Annotated in this window: 16 protein-coding genes; 11 read left to right on the top strand and 5 right to left on the bottom strand. The window is 70.4% G+C overall.

The features are described 5' to 3' along the window. Nucleotides 1-68: 68 nt before the first annotated feature. The 5 genes from MZC64_RS39705 (at nt 69) to MZC64_RS39685 (ending at nt 4,827) form a co-directional block, all read left to right on the top strand. Nucleotides 69-1,142 carry an oxidoreductase gene (locus MZC64_RS39705; protein ID WP_247764158.1) on the top strand — a complete coding sequence of 358 codons (1,074 nt, stop codon included), beginning with the start codon at nt 69-71 and terminating at the stop codon, nt 1,140-1,142. A gap of 87 nt (nt 1,143-1,229) precedes the next feature. Continuing rightward, nucleotides 1,230-2,513: a cytochrome P450 gene (locus MZC64_RS39700; protein WP_247764159.1), complete on the top strand. Its 1,284-nt coding sequence runs from the start codon at nt 1,230-1,232 to the stop codon at nt 2,511-2,513. Between the two features lie 141 nt (nt 2,514-2,654). Beyond that, the gene (locus MZC64_RS39695) at nt 2,655-2,999 is read left to right on the top strand and encodes a hypothetical protein (protein WP_247764160.1); all 345 of its coding nucleotides are present in this window, start codon (nt 2,655-2,657) and stop codon (nt 2,997-2,999) included. Nucleotides 3,000-3,001: 2 nt separating this feature from the next. Next, nucleotides 3,002-3,598: a DUF3558 domain-containing protein gene (locus MZC64_RS39690; protein ID WP_247764161.1), complete on the top strand. Its 597-nt coding sequence runs from the start codon at nt 3,002-3,004 to the stop codon at nt 3,596-3,598. After that, on the top strand, nt 3,598-4,827 hold the full coding sequence (locus MZC64_RS39685; RefSeq protein ID WP_247764278.1) for a hypothetical protein: 1,230 nt from the start codon (nt 3,598-3,600) through the stop codon (nt 4,825-4,827). The genes MZC64_RS39690 and MZC64_RS39685 overlap by 1 nt, the downstream gene beginning before the upstream one ends. A 54-nt stretch (nt 4,828-4,881) precedes the next feature. Here MZC64_RS39685 and MZC64_RS39680 read toward each other — a convergent pair whose 3' ends face one another. Next, on the bottom strand, nt 4,882-5,301 hold the full coding sequence (locus MZC64_RS39680; protein ID WP_185001828.1) for an organic hydroperoxide resistance protein: 420 nt from the start codon (nt 5,299-5,301) through the stop codon (nt 4,882-4,884). Further along, a complete protein-coding gene (locus MZC64_RS39675) occupies nt 5,301-5,762 on the bottom strand; it encodes a MarR family winged helix-turn-helix transcriptional regulator (protein ID WP_247764162.1) in 462 nt (153 codons plus the stop codon). Before MZC64_RS39675 ends, MZC64_RS39680 begins: the two co-directional genes overlap by 1 nt. A 173-nt stretch (nt 5,763-5,935) precedes the next feature. Here MZC64_RS39675 and MZC64_RS39670 point away from each other — a divergent pair, with 173 nt between their 5' ends. Beyond that, complete coding sequence (locus tag MZC64_RS39670) at nt 5,936-7,369, top strand: FAD-dependent monooxygenase (protein WP_247764163.1); 1,434 nt, start codon at nt 5,936-5,938, stop codon at nt 7,367-7,369. Nucleotide 7,370: 1 nt separating this feature from the next. Here MZC64_RS39670 and MZC64_RS39665 read toward each other — a convergent pair whose 3' ends face one another. Next, nucleotides 7,371-8,321 (bottom strand): acyl-CoA desaturase, encoded by a 951-nt coding sequence (locus MZC64_RS39665; RefSeq protein ID WP_247764164.1) that lies wholly within the window; start codon nt 8,319-8,321, stop codon nt 7,371-7,373. A gap of 153 nt (nt 8,322-8,474) precedes the next feature. Between MZC64_RS39665 and MZC64_RS39660 the strand changes: the two genes are divergently transcribed. Then, nucleotides 8,475-9,530 carry a Gfo/Idh/MocA family oxidoreductase gene (locus MZC64_RS39660; protein WP_247764165.1) on the top strand — a complete coding sequence of 352 codons (1,056 nt, stop codon included), beginning with the start codon at nt 8,475-8,477 and terminating at the stop codon, nt 9,528-9,530. Nucleotide 9,531: 1 nt separating this feature from the next. Here the strand turns inward: MZC64_RS39660 and MZC64_RS39655 are convergent, their stop codons facing one another. Next, the gene (locus MZC64_RS39655) at nt 9,532-10,887 is read right to left on the bottom strand and encodes a PLP-dependent aminotransferase family protein (protein WP_247764166.1); all 1,356 of its coding nucleotides are present in this window, start codon (nt 10,885-10,887) and stop codon (nt 9,532-9,534) included. Nucleotides 10,888-10,952: 65 nt separating this feature from the next. On the opposite strand from MZC64_RS39655, the gene MZC64_RS39650 reads away from it, so the two are divergent. From MZC64_RS39650 to MZC64_RS39635, 4 genes are all read left to right on the top strand, one after another. Further along, nucleotides 10,953-11,414 carry a carboxymuconolactone decarboxylase family protein gene (locus tag MZC64_RS39650; RefSeq protein WP_247764167.1) on the top strand — a complete coding sequence of 154 codons (462 nt, stop codon included), beginning with the start codon at nt 10,953-10,955 and terminating at the stop codon, nt 11,412-11,414. Next, nucleotides 11,407-12,165: an isocitrate lyase/phosphoenolpyruvate mutase family protein gene (locus MZC64_RS39645; protein ID WP_247764168.1), complete on the top strand. Its 759-nt coding sequence runs from the start codon at nt 11,407-11,409 to the stop codon at nt 12,163-12,165. Before MZC64_RS39650 ends, MZC64_RS39645 begins: the two co-directional genes overlap by 8 nt. Nucleotides 12,166-12,237: 72 nt before the next feature. Next, nucleotides 12,238-12,627 (top strand): SSI family serine proteinase inhibitor, encoded by a 390-nt coding sequence (locus tag MZC64_RS39640; protein WP_247764169.1) that lies wholly within the window; start codon nt 12,238-12,240, stop codon nt 12,625-12,627. Between the two features lie 89 nt (nt 12,628-12,716). Continuing rightward, the gene (locus MZC64_RS39635; RefSeq protein ID WP_247764170.1) at nt 12,717-13,154 is read left to right on the top strand and encodes an SSI family serine proteinase inhibitor; all 438 of its coding nucleotides are present in this window, start codon (nt 12,717-12,719) and stop codon (nt 13,152-13,154) included. 177 nt (nt 13,155-13,331) lie between these two features. On the opposite strand, the gene MZC64_RS39630 is transcribed toward MZC64_RS39635, so the two are convergent. After that, on the bottom strand, nt 13,332-14,639 hold the full coding sequence (locus MZC64_RS39630; RefSeq protein ID WP_247764171.1) for a transposase: 1,308 nt from the start codon (nt 14,637-14,639) through the stop codon (nt 13,332-13,334). Nucleotides 14,640-14,692 lie beyond the last annotated feature (53 nt).

The following is a 14,692-nucleotide window of genomic DNA, read 5'->3' as shown; positions in this document are numbered from 1 at the left end:
GGCGGCAAAGACTTTGCATCGTCTGGACCCCTGCCGAACCAGGGTCGCAGCGGGTAGTTTGCGCCGTCATGAGGCTGTTCGCCCTGATGGGGCTCTGTGCCACCGCCGCGCTGACCCTCGCCGCGGCGGTGCCCGCCGCCGCCGCGCCCGCCGGGGTGACCTCGGCCACGACACTGTCCTGGGAACTCCAGTCCACCGGCACCGACGCCCGGTTCCGCGGCCTGGCCGCGGTGAACCGGCAGGTCGCCTGGCTGGGCGGCAGCAAGGGCACCGTGCTGCGCACCACCGACGGCGGCCGGAGCTGGCAGAACGTGAGCCCGCCCGGCGCGAGCGCCTTGCAGTTCCGCGATATCGAGGCTTTTGACGCCCGCACCGCGGTGGCGCTGACCATCGGCGAGGGCGAGGACTCCCGGATCTACCGGACCGGCGACGGCGGCAAGACCTGGACCGAGTCCTTCCGCAACACCGATCCGAAGGCCTTCTACGACTGCGTGGCCTTCTTCGACCGGCGCAACGGCCTGGCCATGAGCGATCCGGTGGACGGCAAGATCAGGGTGCTGTCAACGCAGGACGGCGGCCGGTCCTGGACCGTGCTGCCCAACGCCGGCATGCCGGCCGCGCTGCCCGGCGAGGCCGGCTTCGCCGCCAGCGGCCAGTGCCTGGTGACCTCGGGCCCGCGCGATGCCTGGATCGCCACCGGCGGCGGCGCCAAGGCCAGGGTCTTCCACACCGCCGACCGCGGCCGCAACTGGACGGTCAGCGAGACCCCGCTGGCCAGCAAGCCGAGCGCGGGCGTGTTCGCGCTGGCCTTCCGGGACCGGCACACCGGCATCGCCATCGGCGGCGACTTCGAGCAGCCGAACACCGCCAAGGACGCGCTGGCCCGCACCGGCGACGGCGGCCGCGGCTGGCAGGTCCCGCCGCAGGCCCCCGCCGGCTACCGCTCCGGCGCGACCTGGCTGCCGTACACCCTCGGCGGCCTGCTCGCGGTGGGCCCCTCGGGCAGTGATCTCAGCCTTGACGGCGGCAGGCACTGGAAGCAGTTCGACGCGGGCAGCTTCGACACCGTCACCTGCACCCCGGACCTGTCCTGCTGGGCCGCCGGGGAGAAAGGCCGGGTCGCGAGGTTGCGGCTGGGCTGAGTCACTGCCAGGGTCCGCGGCGTGGCCACGCCCTCACATCAGCCGGTGACAGCAACATCACACCCGGTTCATCCGCTGGTGAGCCCGGTGCCCACCGAGCGGCGGGAGATGTCGCACCCCTCGGTCTGGCATGGTGAGGACGTGGCCACTGAGGAACCCGGCGTGTGCCCGCGTCTGCACGGCGCGGAGTTCGACGCCAACCCGTACCCGGCCTATGACTGGTTGCGCCGGAACTCACCGGTGCACCGCATCGACATGCCCGGCGGGGCCTGGGCCTGGCTGGTCACCCGGTACGACGACGCGCTGGAAGCGCTGGCCCACCCGAAGCTGCACAAGAGCCCGGCCAAGGCCAACGTGGTGTGGCAGCGCTCCGGCATGGGCCTGCCCTTCGACCACCGGCCGACGCTGGCCCGCAACATGCTCAACGCGGACCCGCCGGATCACGCCCGGCAGCGCCAGGCGGTCAGCGCGTTGTTCAGCGCGCAGCGGATGGAACGGCTGCGCGAACGCTGCCGCCGGATCACCGAGCAGGCCATCGCCGGCTTCGCGCCCGCGGGCCGGGCGGACCTGATCGCCGACCTGGCCTACCCGTTGCCGGTCACCATCATCTGCGACCTGCTGGGCATGCCCCAGGAAGACCGGGCCAACTACCACCGCTGGGCCGCGGTGATCGACTCCTCCGAGGTCGCCGCGATCGACGAGGTCTGGGGCGTCACCGACTCGCTGGAGCGCTACGTCCTGGGCCTGATCGCGAGCAAGCGCGAGAACCCGGCCGACGACCTGGTGAGCGCGCTGGTGGAGTTGCAGGACAAGAAGGTGCTCAGCGCCGACGAGGTCAGCTCGATGGTCTTCCTGCTGCTGATCGCCGGACACGAGACCATGGTCGCCCTGATCGGCAACGGCCTGCTCACCCTGCTGCGCAACCCCAAATACGCCGAACTGGCCCGCACCGACTCCAGCACGCTGAGCGCGATCATCGAAGAGGTGCTGCGCTACGCCGGCCCGGTCCGCAACGCCACCTGGCGCTTCGCCATCGAGCCGGTCACCATCGGCGGCCAGCTCGTGCAGACCGGCGAACCCGTCCTGGTGTCCCTGCTCTCGGCCAACCACGACCCCGAGGTCTTCGACTCCCCCGCCGAGTTCGACCCGTACCGCCGCGCCCAGCACCACCTGGCCTTCGGCCACGGCCCGCACGTGTGCGTCGGCCAGTCCATGTCCCGGGTGCTGGGTGAGGTGGCGATCGGCACGGTGCTGCGGTACCTGCCGGATCTGCGACTGGCGGTCCCGGCGGAGAAGCTGAGCTGGTGGCCAAGCGCGATCATGCGCGGGGTTTACGAACTCCCGGTCGAGTTCACACCACGAAAGATGTAATTTCTCTAGAGTTTAGCGATACGTCTTTTGGGTGACCCGAAAGCAATGGCGCATTCTCACCCAAGCCGCTGATTATCCTTACCTTGTGGCAATTTGCCAGGGGACGGGGGAAATGCGGTGGCAGTTCCACGCAGCACGAAGGTGTCGATCGACTTCGGCGGGGACGGGCGATTCGTGGTCGAGGTCGCCGAGCTGGATGGCCTGATCAGGGGCCTCTCCGAGGCCAGAGACGCGATCGTGAAGATCAACCGTGACGTCAAACGGAGCCTGGACGTGGGCATCCCGCCGAGCGAGGACCCATACAGTCCGGACGCCATGCGGAAGATCATCGAATGCGCGGTCAAATCAGGGTCGGGTGACCACTCTTCCGCAAATCAGGTATACCAGGAAGTGGTCCAACAAATGATCGACAAGTTGGCTGCGGCGAAGCAGCAATACGCGCGCGCTGAAGGCACCAACCGGTCCGCCGTCGAAGGCAAGGGATGAATGTGATCGCCGACCGTTTCCGCCTGCTCGCGACCGGGGTCTGCGCCACGCTGGCGCTCAGTGGATGCGCCGCGGCGCCGGGCGCCCAGACCACCGCCCCCTCGCCCAGCGCGAACAAGCACGGCGCGCCGGTGCTGACCCAGCCCGAACTCGACACCGCGCAGTTCGTGCCCGACCCCTGTCGGCTGCTCGCCGCTCCCCAGCTCGCCCAGCTCGGCATCACCGTCTCGGGCCAGCCCGAGGACAGCCCGCTCGGCAAGGCCTGCCGCTGGGTCGCCACCGACACCGCGGCCAAGGTCGACTTCTCGCTGGACATCAACACCCAGATCGGCGGCCTCGACCAGCTCTACGGCCGCAAGAACGTCTTCCGGGTTTGGCAGCCGCTGGAGATCTCCGGCTACCCGGCGGTGATCGCGGACGAGGCCGGCAAGCCGTTCGGCCAGTGCCGGACGAACGTGGCGGTGTCCAACACCGTGCTCGTCGCGACCGGGCTGCAGCTCAAGGCCGGGCTGGACAAGCCGACCGACTTCGACGACCCCTGCCCGCGCGGCGTCAAGATCCTGGAGCAGGTCATCCGCACGTTGCAGGGCGGTCGCTGATGCCGTTGCCACTGCTGCTCATCGCCGCCGGGGCGACCGCGGGCGGACTGACCGCGGCCGGCTTCCTCACCTCCGACACCCCGCGCCCGGAAGGCCACGCCGGAGACCGGATCTACAAGTGGTTCCACGACGAAGCCAAGACGCCCTCGGCCGGGCTGGTGCCGATCGAGCGGATCTGGACCAAGGCGGCCGGTGACTACGGGCTGATCCGGGACCAGATCGAGAAGGTGATCACGGCCTCGCACGGGGTCTGGCAGGGGGCGGCGGCGGAGGCGGCGCGGCGGCAGCTCAGTCCGCTGGCCGGGTATGCCGAGGCGGCCGGGGGCCTGGCCAAGCGGACGGCCGAGGCGGTCGCCCAGCAGACCGCGGACTGGTACGGCTGCAAGAACCAGCTCAAGCCGGTGCCAGCCGATCCGCCGCAGAACAACCTGCTGAACAAGGTGACCCCGTTCAGCACCGATCTGGACCGGGAGATCGAGCGGTTCCGCGCCGACACCGGGGACAACCAGCGGGTGCTCGCCGGGTACGGCGTGCGCAAGGAGGACAACGTCACCCGGCTGCCGAGCTGGACCGCCCCGCAGGCGGCCGACGGCGACGTGTCGGTGGTCGAACCCGGTGGCGGCGGGGGCGTCGACGGCCGGGACCGGGGACGGGACGGTGGGCGCGGCACGGGTCGCGGGACCGGTGGCGGGCAACCGGGCGGTGGTTACGGCGGCCCTGGCACCGGGACTGGCGGCGGTGGTGGCACTGGCGGCGGCACGGGTGGCGGTGACCCCGTCGAAGTGCCCGGCGGGCAGGTGACCGGGCCACCGAACCGGGATGACACCGGGTTGGCGGGCTGGGCCGAGCTGCCGCCGGGCACTGCTGCCGACGGAGTGGGCGGTGGTCACAGCCTCGGCGTGGGTGGTTCCGCCGGTGGACCTGGCGGCGGCCTCAGTGGTGCCACCGGGTTCGGGCCTGGTGGCGCGGGTGTTGGCCGCGGCGTTGGGTTCGGGCCTGGTGGCAGTGCCGGGGTCGGGCGGTCCGGCGGCGGGACCAGCACTGCCGGTGGCGGCGTGCGACCGGGCGCGCCGGGGATGAGCGGACTGCCGGTCGGTGGCGCCGGAGCCGGACGCCGGGAAGAAGACGAGGAGCATGAGCGGCCCTCGTACCTGCTGGAGACCGAGGACGTCTTCGGGGACACCCGGTACGCCGCGCCGCCGGTGATCGGCGAGGAGGCCGGAACATGACAGAACCCGCTCACCACCTGGGGGTCGTGGTGAGCGGGTTCCGGGGCGGGTCGGTCAGACGACCGTGACCTGCACCTCGATGTTGCCACGAGTGGCGTTGGAGTAGGGGCAGACCTGGTGAGCCTTGGCCACGAGGTCCTCGGCGACTGCCCTTTCGACCCCCGGGACGGTGACCGCGAGGGCCACGGTCAGCTGGAAGCCGCCCTCGGCGCGCGGGCCGATACCGACCTTGGCGTTGACCTCGGAGCCGTCGACCGGGGTCTTGTTGTTGCGGGCCACCAGCTGCAGGGCGCCGTTGAAGCAGGCCGCGTAGCCCGCGGCGAAGAGCTGTTCCGGGTTGGTGCCGTCGCCGCCCGCGCCGCCCAGTTCCTTGGGCACCGACAGGCTCTCGTCCAGCACGCCGTCGGAGGAGACGATCTCGCCGCCCCGGCCACTGCCGGTCGCGGTCGCCTCTGCGGTGTAGAGCACGCTCATCACTGGCCTTCTTTCTGTCGTACTGCTGTCATCGAGTCGTTCAGCCGCCGCAGCCGCGTGTGCAGCTCGGTCAGCTCGTCAAGGGGCAGGCCCATGCCGCAGGTCAGCCGTTCCGGGATGTCCAGCGCCCTCGCCCGGAGGTCGCGGCCCGTCTCGGTCGGCTCGACCAGGACGCTGCGTTCGTCCTCTTCGCTGCGCCGCCGCCGGAGCAGGCCGGCCGACTCCATCCGCTTGAGCAGCGGGGAGAGCGTGCCGGAGTCCAGGTGCAGCGCGTCGCCGAGGTCCTTCACCGACACCGGGCCGCGTTCCCAGAGCACCAGCAACACCAGGTACTGCGGGTAGGTCAGGCCCAGTTCGTCCAGCATCGGGCGGTACAGGGCGGTGACCGCCCTGGAGGCGGCGTAGAGCGAGAAGCACAACTGGGAGTCCAGGATCAGCTCCGGCCTCGCCTGCTTCGTCATCCCGCTCACCTCGTCCCGTCGTCGTTCTGCCGAGAACAGTAGCGCACAACTGAGTTGTGCACAACCTAGTTGCTAAATCGATCGCCCCGGGAGTCGTCCACGGCTACCTTCACCCACAGCACCCGGCCCGGCCATCTGAGCGCCCGGCCGCGGGATCACCTCTGGGGAATCTCATGAACTTCGAAAACTCTCATCACGATGTGCTCGTGGTCGGCGCCGGACCGGTCGGTCTGCTGCTGGCCGCCGAACTGCGCCTGGGCGGCGCGTCCGTCCTGGTCCTGGACCGGCTCGCCGAGCCGAGCGCCTTCTCCAAGGCATTCGGCCTGGGCGGGCGCACCCTGGACCTGTTCGACCAGCGCGGGCTGCTGGACCGGCTGCCCGCCGACGCGCACCGCTGGCAGGCCGGGCACTTCGCCGGCCTGCCCACCTGGCTGACCTACGACCGGCTGCCCACCGCGCACCCCTACGTCGTCCGGATCGCCCAGCACGAGACCGAACGGATCCTCGCCGAACGCGTTATCGAACTCGGTGGCGAACTGCGCCGCGGCCACGAAGTGACCGCACTGCACCAGGATCCGGACGGGGTCACCGCCACAGTAGACAGTCCACAAGGGACATACACGGTCCGCTCGGCCTACCTCGCCGGCTGCGACGGCGGCCGCAGCACGATCCGCAAACTCGCCGGGATCGACTTCCCCGGCAGCACCGGGGAGACCGCCAGCCTGCTCGGTGACGTGGTCATCACCGCGGAACCGGACACCGGGCTGACCCGCACCGACACCGGCACCGTCTTCATCGCGCCGACCGGCGACGGCCTGCACCGGGTGGTGCCCACCCGCTTTGACCAGCCACCGCCCGAGGACGACGCCGACCCCACCCTGGACGAGCTGCGGGACGCCCTGCGCGCGGTGCTCGGCACCGATCTCGGCGCGCACTCGCCGCGCTGGCTGTCCCGGTTGCGGCACAACAGCCGGATCGCCGCGACCTACCGCAGTGGCCGGGTGCTGCTGGCAGGCGATGCCGCGCACGTGCACGCGCCCATCGGCGGCCAGGGCCTGAACCTGGGCTTCGGGGACGCGCTGAACCTGGGCTGGAAACTGCTCGCCGCGCTGCGCGGCCGGGATGACCTGCTCGACACCTATGAGCTGGAACGCCGCCCTGCCGCGGAAAACGTGCTGGCCAACACCCGCGCCCAGTTCGCGTTGTTCCGGCCCGGCGAACAGGTCAACGCCCTGCGTGACCTGCTGGACAGCCTGCTGGACATCCCGGAGGTCAACGACCGGCTGGCCGCGATCACCACCAGCACCACGCTGACCTACGACCTGCCCGGCGCGCACCCGCTCACCGGCACCTTCCTCGCCGACCTGCCCCTGGAAGTCGACGGCAGCCCGACCCGGCTGGCCGAACTGCTCCGGACCGGCCAGGGCGTGCTGCTCACCTTCACTGACGCGGACTTCGACCTCGCGGAGGTGCCGGTGGTGCGCGCCAATACCGAGAACCCGCCCGCGCCGGCACTGCTGATCCGGCCGGACGGGCACATCGCGTGGGCCGCCGGTCCCGAAGGAACCGACGGCCCAGGCGAAGCGGTAAAGCGGTGGTTCAGCTAGCTCAGTCGTCCTGGCCCTTGGTGATCCGGGCCAGCCGGCGCGGGGTGGGCCACCGGACCTGGGTGGCCCAGCCCAGCTTCTCGAAGATCCAGATCACCCGGGCCGAGATGTCGATCTGACCGCGCAGCACGCCGTGGCGGGCGCAGGTCGGGTCGGCGTGGTGCAGGTTGTGCCAGGACTCGCCGAAGCTGAGGATGGCCAGCGGCCAGAAGTTCGCGGCCTTGTCCTTGGACTTGAACGGGCGGTCGCCGATCATGTGGCAGATCGAGTTCACCGACCAGGTGATGTGGTGCAGGAAGCTGACCCGGACGAAACCGGCCCAGAACAGCGCGGTCAGCGCGCCCCACCAGGACCAGGTGATCAGGCCGCCGAGGATGCCGGGCAGGATGAAGCTGAGCGTGGTGATCGGCACCAGCAGCTTGTCCACCGCGCGGATGTTCTTGTCCGCCATCAGGTCCGGCGCGAACCGGTCCAGGTTGGTCTTCTCCCGCTCGAACATCCAGCCCATGTGCGCGTGCCAGAAACCCTTGGCCAGGGCCAGCGGGGAGTCACCGTAGAGCCACGGCGAGTGCGGGTCGCCCTCCTTGTCGGAGAAGGCGTGGTGGCGGCGGTGGTCGGCCACCCAGTCGGTCGGCGAGCCCTGCACGGCCATGGTGCCTGCCACCGCGAGACCCACCCGCAGGGCCGGGCTGGCCCGGAACGAACCGTGGGTGAACAACCGGTGGAAGCCGACGGTGACGCCGAGTCCGCTGATCGCGTAGAAGCCGAGCGCCAGACCGATGTCCAGCCAGCTCAGGCCCCAGCCCCAGGCCAGCGGCACGGCCGCGATCAGGGCGAGGAACGGCAGGATGACGAAAATCTTGACGCCCAGGTACGAGGCGGCAGAGCGTTCGCCGTCGAGCATCGGTTTGGGCCCACCAGGCTGCACCGGGGTTTCAAGAGTCGCTGTCACAGGGCCGACGCTAGGTGCGGGTTTTGGGCAATGCCAGGTCTGCGGCGAAAGAGGGGAGGTAACTCCCCCATGAAAGAAATGCCACCACTACCTTCGGCTCCAGCTTTCGGGCGCGCGGGCGCGCGTAGGGGCCAGCACTCTTAGTCTGATCGCATGACAGTGCGCGCGGCCCTGGTGGGCTATGGACTGGGCGGCTCGGCCTTCCACGCCCCCTTCCTCGACAGCACCCCCGGCCTCCGGCTCGCTGCGGTAGTCACCGGCAACCCGGAGCGGCAGCAGGCCGTGCTGGACCGGTACCCGGGCACCGAGATCATCCGCAGCCTGGACGACCTGCTGGTTCGCGCCGACGAGTTCGACCTCGCGGTGATCTCCACGCCGAACCGGGAGCACTACGCCAACGCCTCGGCCGCGCTGCGGCACGGGCTGCCGGTGGTGGTGGACAAGCCGTTCTCGGCCACCGCCACCGACGCCCGCGCGCTGGCCGATCTGGCCGCCGGGCGGGGTTTGCTCGCCGCGCCGTTCCACAACCGGCGCTACGACGGGGATTTCCTTACCGTGCGCCGACTTCTTTCCGAGGGAGCAATCGGAAATCCGACCCGGTTCGAATCCCGGTTCGAGCGCTGGCGGCCGGATCCCAGCACCAGCTGGAAAGCGTGGAAGGAAAGCGCGGACCCGGCCGACGCCGGTGGCATCACGCATGACCTGGGCAGTCACCTGATCGACCAGGCGGTGGCGTTGTTCGGGCGGCCGATTCACGTGTACGCGGAAATCGGCGTCCGCCGCTCCGGTGCGGTGGCCGATGACGACGCGTTCGTCGCGCTCACCCACCACGACGGCGTGCGCTCCCAGCTCTGGATGAGCGCACTGGCCGCCGATCTCGGACCGCGGTTCCGGGTGCTCGGCGACGGCGGCGCCTACGTCAAGCACGGCATGGACCCGCAAGAGGACCTGCTCAAGCAGGGCGCGGTGCCCGGCGGCCCCGGCTGGGGCGAGGAGGCCGAACACGCTTGGGGCCGGGTGGGTTCGGTCGGCGAGTTCCGGCCGGTGCGCACCGAGGCGGGCGGGTACCAGCACTACTACGCGGGCATCGTCAAGGCGCTCACCGAGGGCGCGCCGCCGCCGGTGACCGCGCTGGATGGAGTGACCACCGCGGAGATCATCGAGGCCGCCTACGCCTCCAGCCGCACCGGCCAGGTGGTCGAGCTGTAGCTCAGCCCGCGCGCAGCAGGGCGTTGAGCGCCTCCACCGAGCGGCGGGCCTGGGCGGCCGGGACCCGGCTGTAGGCCAGCACCAGCCCGGTCCGCCGCGGCTCGCCGTGCCAGTACGGCTCCAGGCCCTCCAGCGCGATCCCGCGCCGGGCGCCGCGCTGGACCAGTTCCCGTTCCAGGGCAAGGCCTTCGGGCAGCTCCAGCACCGCGTGCAGACCGGCGGAGATGCCGGTCAGACCCGCGCCGACGGGCAGTTCGGCCAAGGTGGCCACCAGGTGCTCGCGACGTCGGCGGTAGGCGGTGCGGGTGCGCCGGATGTGCGCGTCGAACCGGCCGCTGGTGATCAGCTCGGCCAGCCCGAGCTGATCCAGCGCGGGCACGGTCTGGTAGGTCAGCACGTCCACCACCGGGTCCACCAGCTGGGCGGGCAGCGCCAGCCAGCCCAGCCGCATGCCCGGGGCGAGCAGCTTCGAGGTGGTGCCGCCGTAGATCACCCGGGACGGGTCCAGCTCGTGCAGCGCGCCCACCGGCTGCCGGTCGAACCGGTACTCCCCGTCGTAGTCGTCCTCGATCACATACCCGTCCACCCGGCGGGCCCAGTCGACAATCTGCTTGCGCCGCAACGGACTCAGCGTGTAGCCGAGCGGGTACTGGTGGGCCGGGGTGAGCAGCGCGGCGCGGCCGGTCAGCTCGCCGACCGCCAGGCCCTCGGCGTCCACCGGGGTCGGCCGGATGCCCAGCCCGGCCTTGGTCACCACATCTCGGTGCCGGTACAGGCAGGGCTCCTCCATGTGCAGCTCGGTGATGCCCAGCCGCTGGAAGGTCTCGCACAGCACCCGCAGCGCCGGGGAGAACCCGCTGCAGATCACGATCCGCTCCGGCGGGCAGAGCACCTTGCGCGCGCGGGCCAGGTAGCCGGACAGCGCGGTGCGCAGCTCGATCCGGCCCCGCTGATCGCCGTAGCCGAAGGCCACCGCCGGGGCGCTGCGCAGCACCGTGCGCAACGCGGCCAGCCAGGCGCTGCCGGGGAACAGCGAGGTGTCCGGCTCACCGGGCCGGAAGTCCCAGCGCAGCCCCTGCTCGGCGGGCCGGTGCGCGGCGGGCGGGTCCAGCGCGGGGGCTGCGGCCACCACGGTCGGCGCGCCCTGGCGGCTGCGGAACCAGCCCTCGGCGGTGAGCTGGGCATAGGCCTCCACCACGGTGCCCCTGGCCACGCCGAGCTGGGCGGCCAGCACCCTGGTCGAGGGCAGCGGGTCACCCGGGCGCAGCCTGCCGTCCCTGATCGCCCCACGCAGTGCCCGCTCGATGGCGGCATGCCGGGTCAGACCCGGTTCCAGGTCCAGATACAGCTCGGCCACTGGTCCAGATTACTTGGCTCTCACTGGTCCAGTTTTTTGGACCAGTTCCGCTTAGGCTGAGTCTCGTGAGCAACAACCGAGCACTCTTCGCGAAGTCCTGGCCCGCCGGCTACAAGGCCATGCTGGCCTTCAACCAGACCGTGGCCGACTCCGGCCTGGACAAGATCCTGGCCGAACTGATCAAGATCCGCGCCTCGCAGCTCAACGGGTGCGCGTTCTGCCTGGACATGCACGTGCGGGACGCGGTCAAGCTGGGCGAGACTCAACAGCGACTCGGCCTGATCGCCGCCTGGCGGGAGGCCGCCGGGGTGTTCACCGAGGCCGAGCGGGCCGCGCTGGCGCTGACCGAGGCGGTCACCGGCATCAACCACGGCGGGGTGCCCCAGGACGTCTACGCCGCGGCCCTGGCCGCCTTCGGCGAGGAGACCCTGGCCAAGGTGGTTTACGCCATCGTCACCATCAACGCCTGGAACATGCTCAACGTGACCCAGGAACTGCCGTTCAAGGTCGAGCACGCGCATGGGTGATCTCACCGCGCAGGCCGCCGAACTGAAGTCGCGGCACATTCCCGGGCGGCCGTTGGTGCTGCCCAACGCCTGGGACGCGGCCACCGCGCGGCTGGTGCACAAGCTGGGTTTCCCGGTGATCGCGACCTCCAGCTACGCCGTGGCCGCGGCCGCCGGGTACCCCGATGACAACTCGATGCCGCCTGAGGTCGCCTTCGCCGGCCTCGCCGCCATCGCCGCGGCCACCCCGGCTCCGGTGACCGCGGACCTGGAGGCGGGCTACGGCCTCTCCCCCGCGGAGTTCACCACCGCGTTGCACGGCGCGGGCGCGGTCGGCTGCAACCTGGAGGACGGCGACCACCAGGGCGGCCTGCGGCCACTGGCCGAGCAGGCCGCCTGGCTGGCCGAGGTGAAGGCGTCCACCGCGCGACCGTTGGTGCTCAACGCGCGGATCGACTGCTTCATCCTGGATGCCGGTGCGCCGCAACGGGATATGGCCGAGGCGATCGCGCGGGGCCGGGCCTACCTGGCCGCGGGCGCGGACTGCGTGTACCCGATCGGCCTGCGGGATCCGGTGCAGATCAAGGAGTTCACCGCCGCGGTGGGCGGTCCGGTGAACGTGCACTACTACTTCGACGGCCCGTCCGTGCCGGAGCTGGCCGCGCTCGGCGTGGCCCGGATCTCGCTGGGCGCCGGGCTGTTCGCGGTGGCACAGCGCGCAATCAAGGACGCGGTGACGACCCTGGGTGACTACTCGTCCACTGTGGACTGAAGTACAGGCACGATCCGGTGGTCCCGCTGACGGAGCGGCGTTTCGCCCCTTCCGGCACGGGACCATCGACGCATGCCCCTCCCCACCTTCCTGCCCCTGCTGGCCGCCGCCGGCCTGCTGACTCCCGGCCTGCTCACCCCGCCGCCGGAAAGCGTGCTCACGCTGACCGTGGAGAACGTCGGCGCGGCGAACCTGCCGGACATGGTCCAGCTGACCTGCGGCCCCGACGAGGGCACGCATCCCACGCCTGGACTCGCCTGCACCGAGCTGCTTCGAGTGGACGGCGACGTGCACAAGGTCGGCGACACCGAGACCGCGTGCACCGACCACATCGAGAACCCGAAGCGGGCCACCGCACGCGGACACTGGCAGGGCCGCGTGATCGATGAAGAGCTGTACTTCGGCAATCCCTGTGAGTTCGCGACCCGTGCGGGACACGTATTCCGCATCGACGGAGAGTGAACATCCACGACCGGGTGTCACGCGATCCGGCGGACCCGGCCGCACAGACCTCGGCCGCCGCGGGTGGCTCCGGTAGACCGGTTCGCACTATGCGTACCTCACACCTACTCGCCAGCACGGCGCTGACCGCGGCCGCGCTGTTCGCGATGACCCCCGCCGCCACCGCGGCGTCCACCGCCGGACTCGACGTTTCGGCGATGACGCTGTCGGTGTCCTACGGCGAAAACGATTCACTGGTCCCGGATGAGACCGCGGTCCTGGCCTGCAACCCGGCGCTCGGCACGCACCCGAGCCCGACCAGGGCCTGCCGTTCGCTGGCTCGCGCGAACGGCGACATCGCCCAGCTCGCGCCGAAGGACGGCTACGCCTGCACGCTCGACTACCAGCCGCGCTCGGTGTCGGTGAAGGGCACCTACCGCGGCAAGGAGCTGGACTGGCAGGGCCGGTTCCCCAACACCTGCACCATGCTCGCCGAGACCGGCGACCTGTTCACCTTCGCCGGCGGTCCTGCCCTGCCGTTGCCGTAGTACCCAGAACTAGTTAGCCCACAGAGCTAACTGCGCGCGCGGGCGGCTCACCTGTACTGCGAGCAGGTGAGCCGCTCGCACCTGTGTCCGGCCCCTGCTGCCGGACACCCATCCCCCGGCCCCTGCTGCCGGAGGAAGTTGGACGGGGCGCCCCGATCGCCCCGCACCCCTAACTAATCATCCATGGCTGAAGCCACGCTGTGAACAATCTGAGAAATAGCTGTCAAGAACCCGTCCCTCGGCGGACAGGCTCGTCGCCTGTCCCCGCCTTCCGGGTCTCTCACTAGGGTTGCTGCTGCCGCCCTGACTGGCTGCCAGGGTGGGCGCTGCGTCTGGACGCATGACTTCGCCCCAGCGCACAACACCGCGAGTGGCGATGTTGCGCGCCGCGTTGTGGTCGGCGTGCCCAACGAAGCCACACCGGCCACAGACAAACAACGCTTGCGAGCGTCGGCTTTTCTTGTCGATATGCCCGCACCGGTTGCAGGTCTGCGACGTGTAGGCCGGATCGACCTGCACGAACGCGACCCCCGACCGGGCGGCCTTGTACTGGAGGTACTGGCCAAGCTGAGCAAAGGCCCAGGCATGCAGCGTGGCCCGTTGGGGCTTGCGAAGCCGTACCCGTCCGCGGATTCCCGTCAGGTCTTCGACGGCGATACCGCGCTCGGTGCGTTGTGCCTCGGCCACGATGCGTTTGCTGATCCGGTGGTTCACGTCGGCGGCGAACCGGGCTTCCCTGCGGCGGCGTTTCTTGAGCAGACGCCGGGCAGAGGAGGTCTTCTTGACCTGTAGGCGCTGCCGGAGCCGCCGCTGCCGTGCGCGGTACCGGTTGAGGTGCGAGCCGCAGGACCGGTGACCATCGCTGGTGGTGGCGATGTTGATAATCCCGAGGTCGACGCCGAGGAACCCGTCCGGTTCCCGTAACGGCGCTTCCTGAACGTCGATGGCCGCGTGCAGAAACCACATGCCGTCACGGCAGATCAGGTCGGTCTCGCCGATGGTCCCGCCCCGCAGGAGAACCAGCTGTGCGGGACTGCCCACCAGCCGCAGATCGCGGACCCGACCGGCGACCGTCCAGATCGACACCGTGCCCGCACAACCGTGCTCGGGCAGCTGCCAGGACAGGCAGCGAGCATCGAAGGGTTGTGCCGCGTCCGAACGGAATCGAACCGGTTTGTCCGCAACCTTCCGGCGACGCGCTGAACCAGTTGGCCCGTAGTTTCCTGCCCGCAGGTTTGCCCGCACCGTGGCGTAGGCTTCGGCGACCTTGCCGATGACCCTGACCGTGGGCTGCGCCGACAGACCAAACCAGTCCCGCAGTCCGCGGTACCAGCGTTTCTGCGCATCGATCTTGTGCCACACCCGGTCACGATGCATCTGTTCGGACAACCAGGTCGCGGCCTCGTTGCAGGTGTGCAGCGTTGCCAACAGAGCCGACGCCTGTTCCGGTGTCGGCAGCAACCTGACCTTCACCACCTGCCGCACAACAGCCATTCTTCCACTGGCCCCTGTCACCACAGTGAACCCGGCATCGGTTC

This window comes from Crossiella sp. S99.2 (assembly GCF_023094165.1).
Lineage (GTDB): Bacteria > Actinomycetota > Actinomycetes > Mycobacteriales > Pseudonocardiaceae > Crossiella.
Note: the sequence above shows the minus strand (reverse complement) of the source record. Positions and strands in the feature narration are given on the sequence as shown.

Coding starts and splice junctions, on each gene's coding strand:
- MZC64_RS39640 (WP_247764169.1), top strand. CDS start 12,238: ATGCCCCTCCCCACCTTCCTGCCCCTGCTGGCCGCCGCCGGCCTGCTG.
- MZC64_RS39645 (WP_247764168.1), top strand. CDS start 11,407: ATGGGTGATCTCACCGCGCAGGCCGCCGAACTGAAGTCGCGGCACATT.
- MZC64_RS39635 (WP_247764170.1), top strand. CDS start 12,717: ATGCGTACCTCACACCTACTCGCCAGCACGGCGCTGACCGCGGCCGCG.
- MZC64_RS39660 (WP_247764165.1), top strand. CDS start 8,475: ATGACAGTGCGCGCGGCCCTGGTGGGCTATGGACTGGGCGGCTCGGCC.
- MZC64_RS39670 (WP_247764163.1), top strand. CDS start 5,936: ATGAACTTCGAAAACTCTCATCACGATGTGCTCGTGGTCGGCGCCGGA.
- MZC64_RS39705 (WP_247764158.1), top strand. CDS start 69: ATGAGGCTGTTCGCCCTGATGGGGCTCTGTGCCACCGCCGCGCTGACC.
- MZC64_RS39680 (WP_185001828.1), bottom strand. CDS start 5,301: ATGAGCGTGCTCTACACCGCAGAGGCGACCGCGACCGGCAGTGGCCGG.
- MZC64_RS39675 (WP_247764162.1), bottom strand. CDS start 5,762: ATGACGAAGCAGGCGAGGCCGGAGCTGATCCTGGACTCCCAGTTGTGC.
- MZC64_RS39685 (WP_247764278.1), top strand. CDS start 3,598: ATGCCGTTGCCACTGCTGCTCATCGCCGCCGGGGCGACCGCGGGCGGA.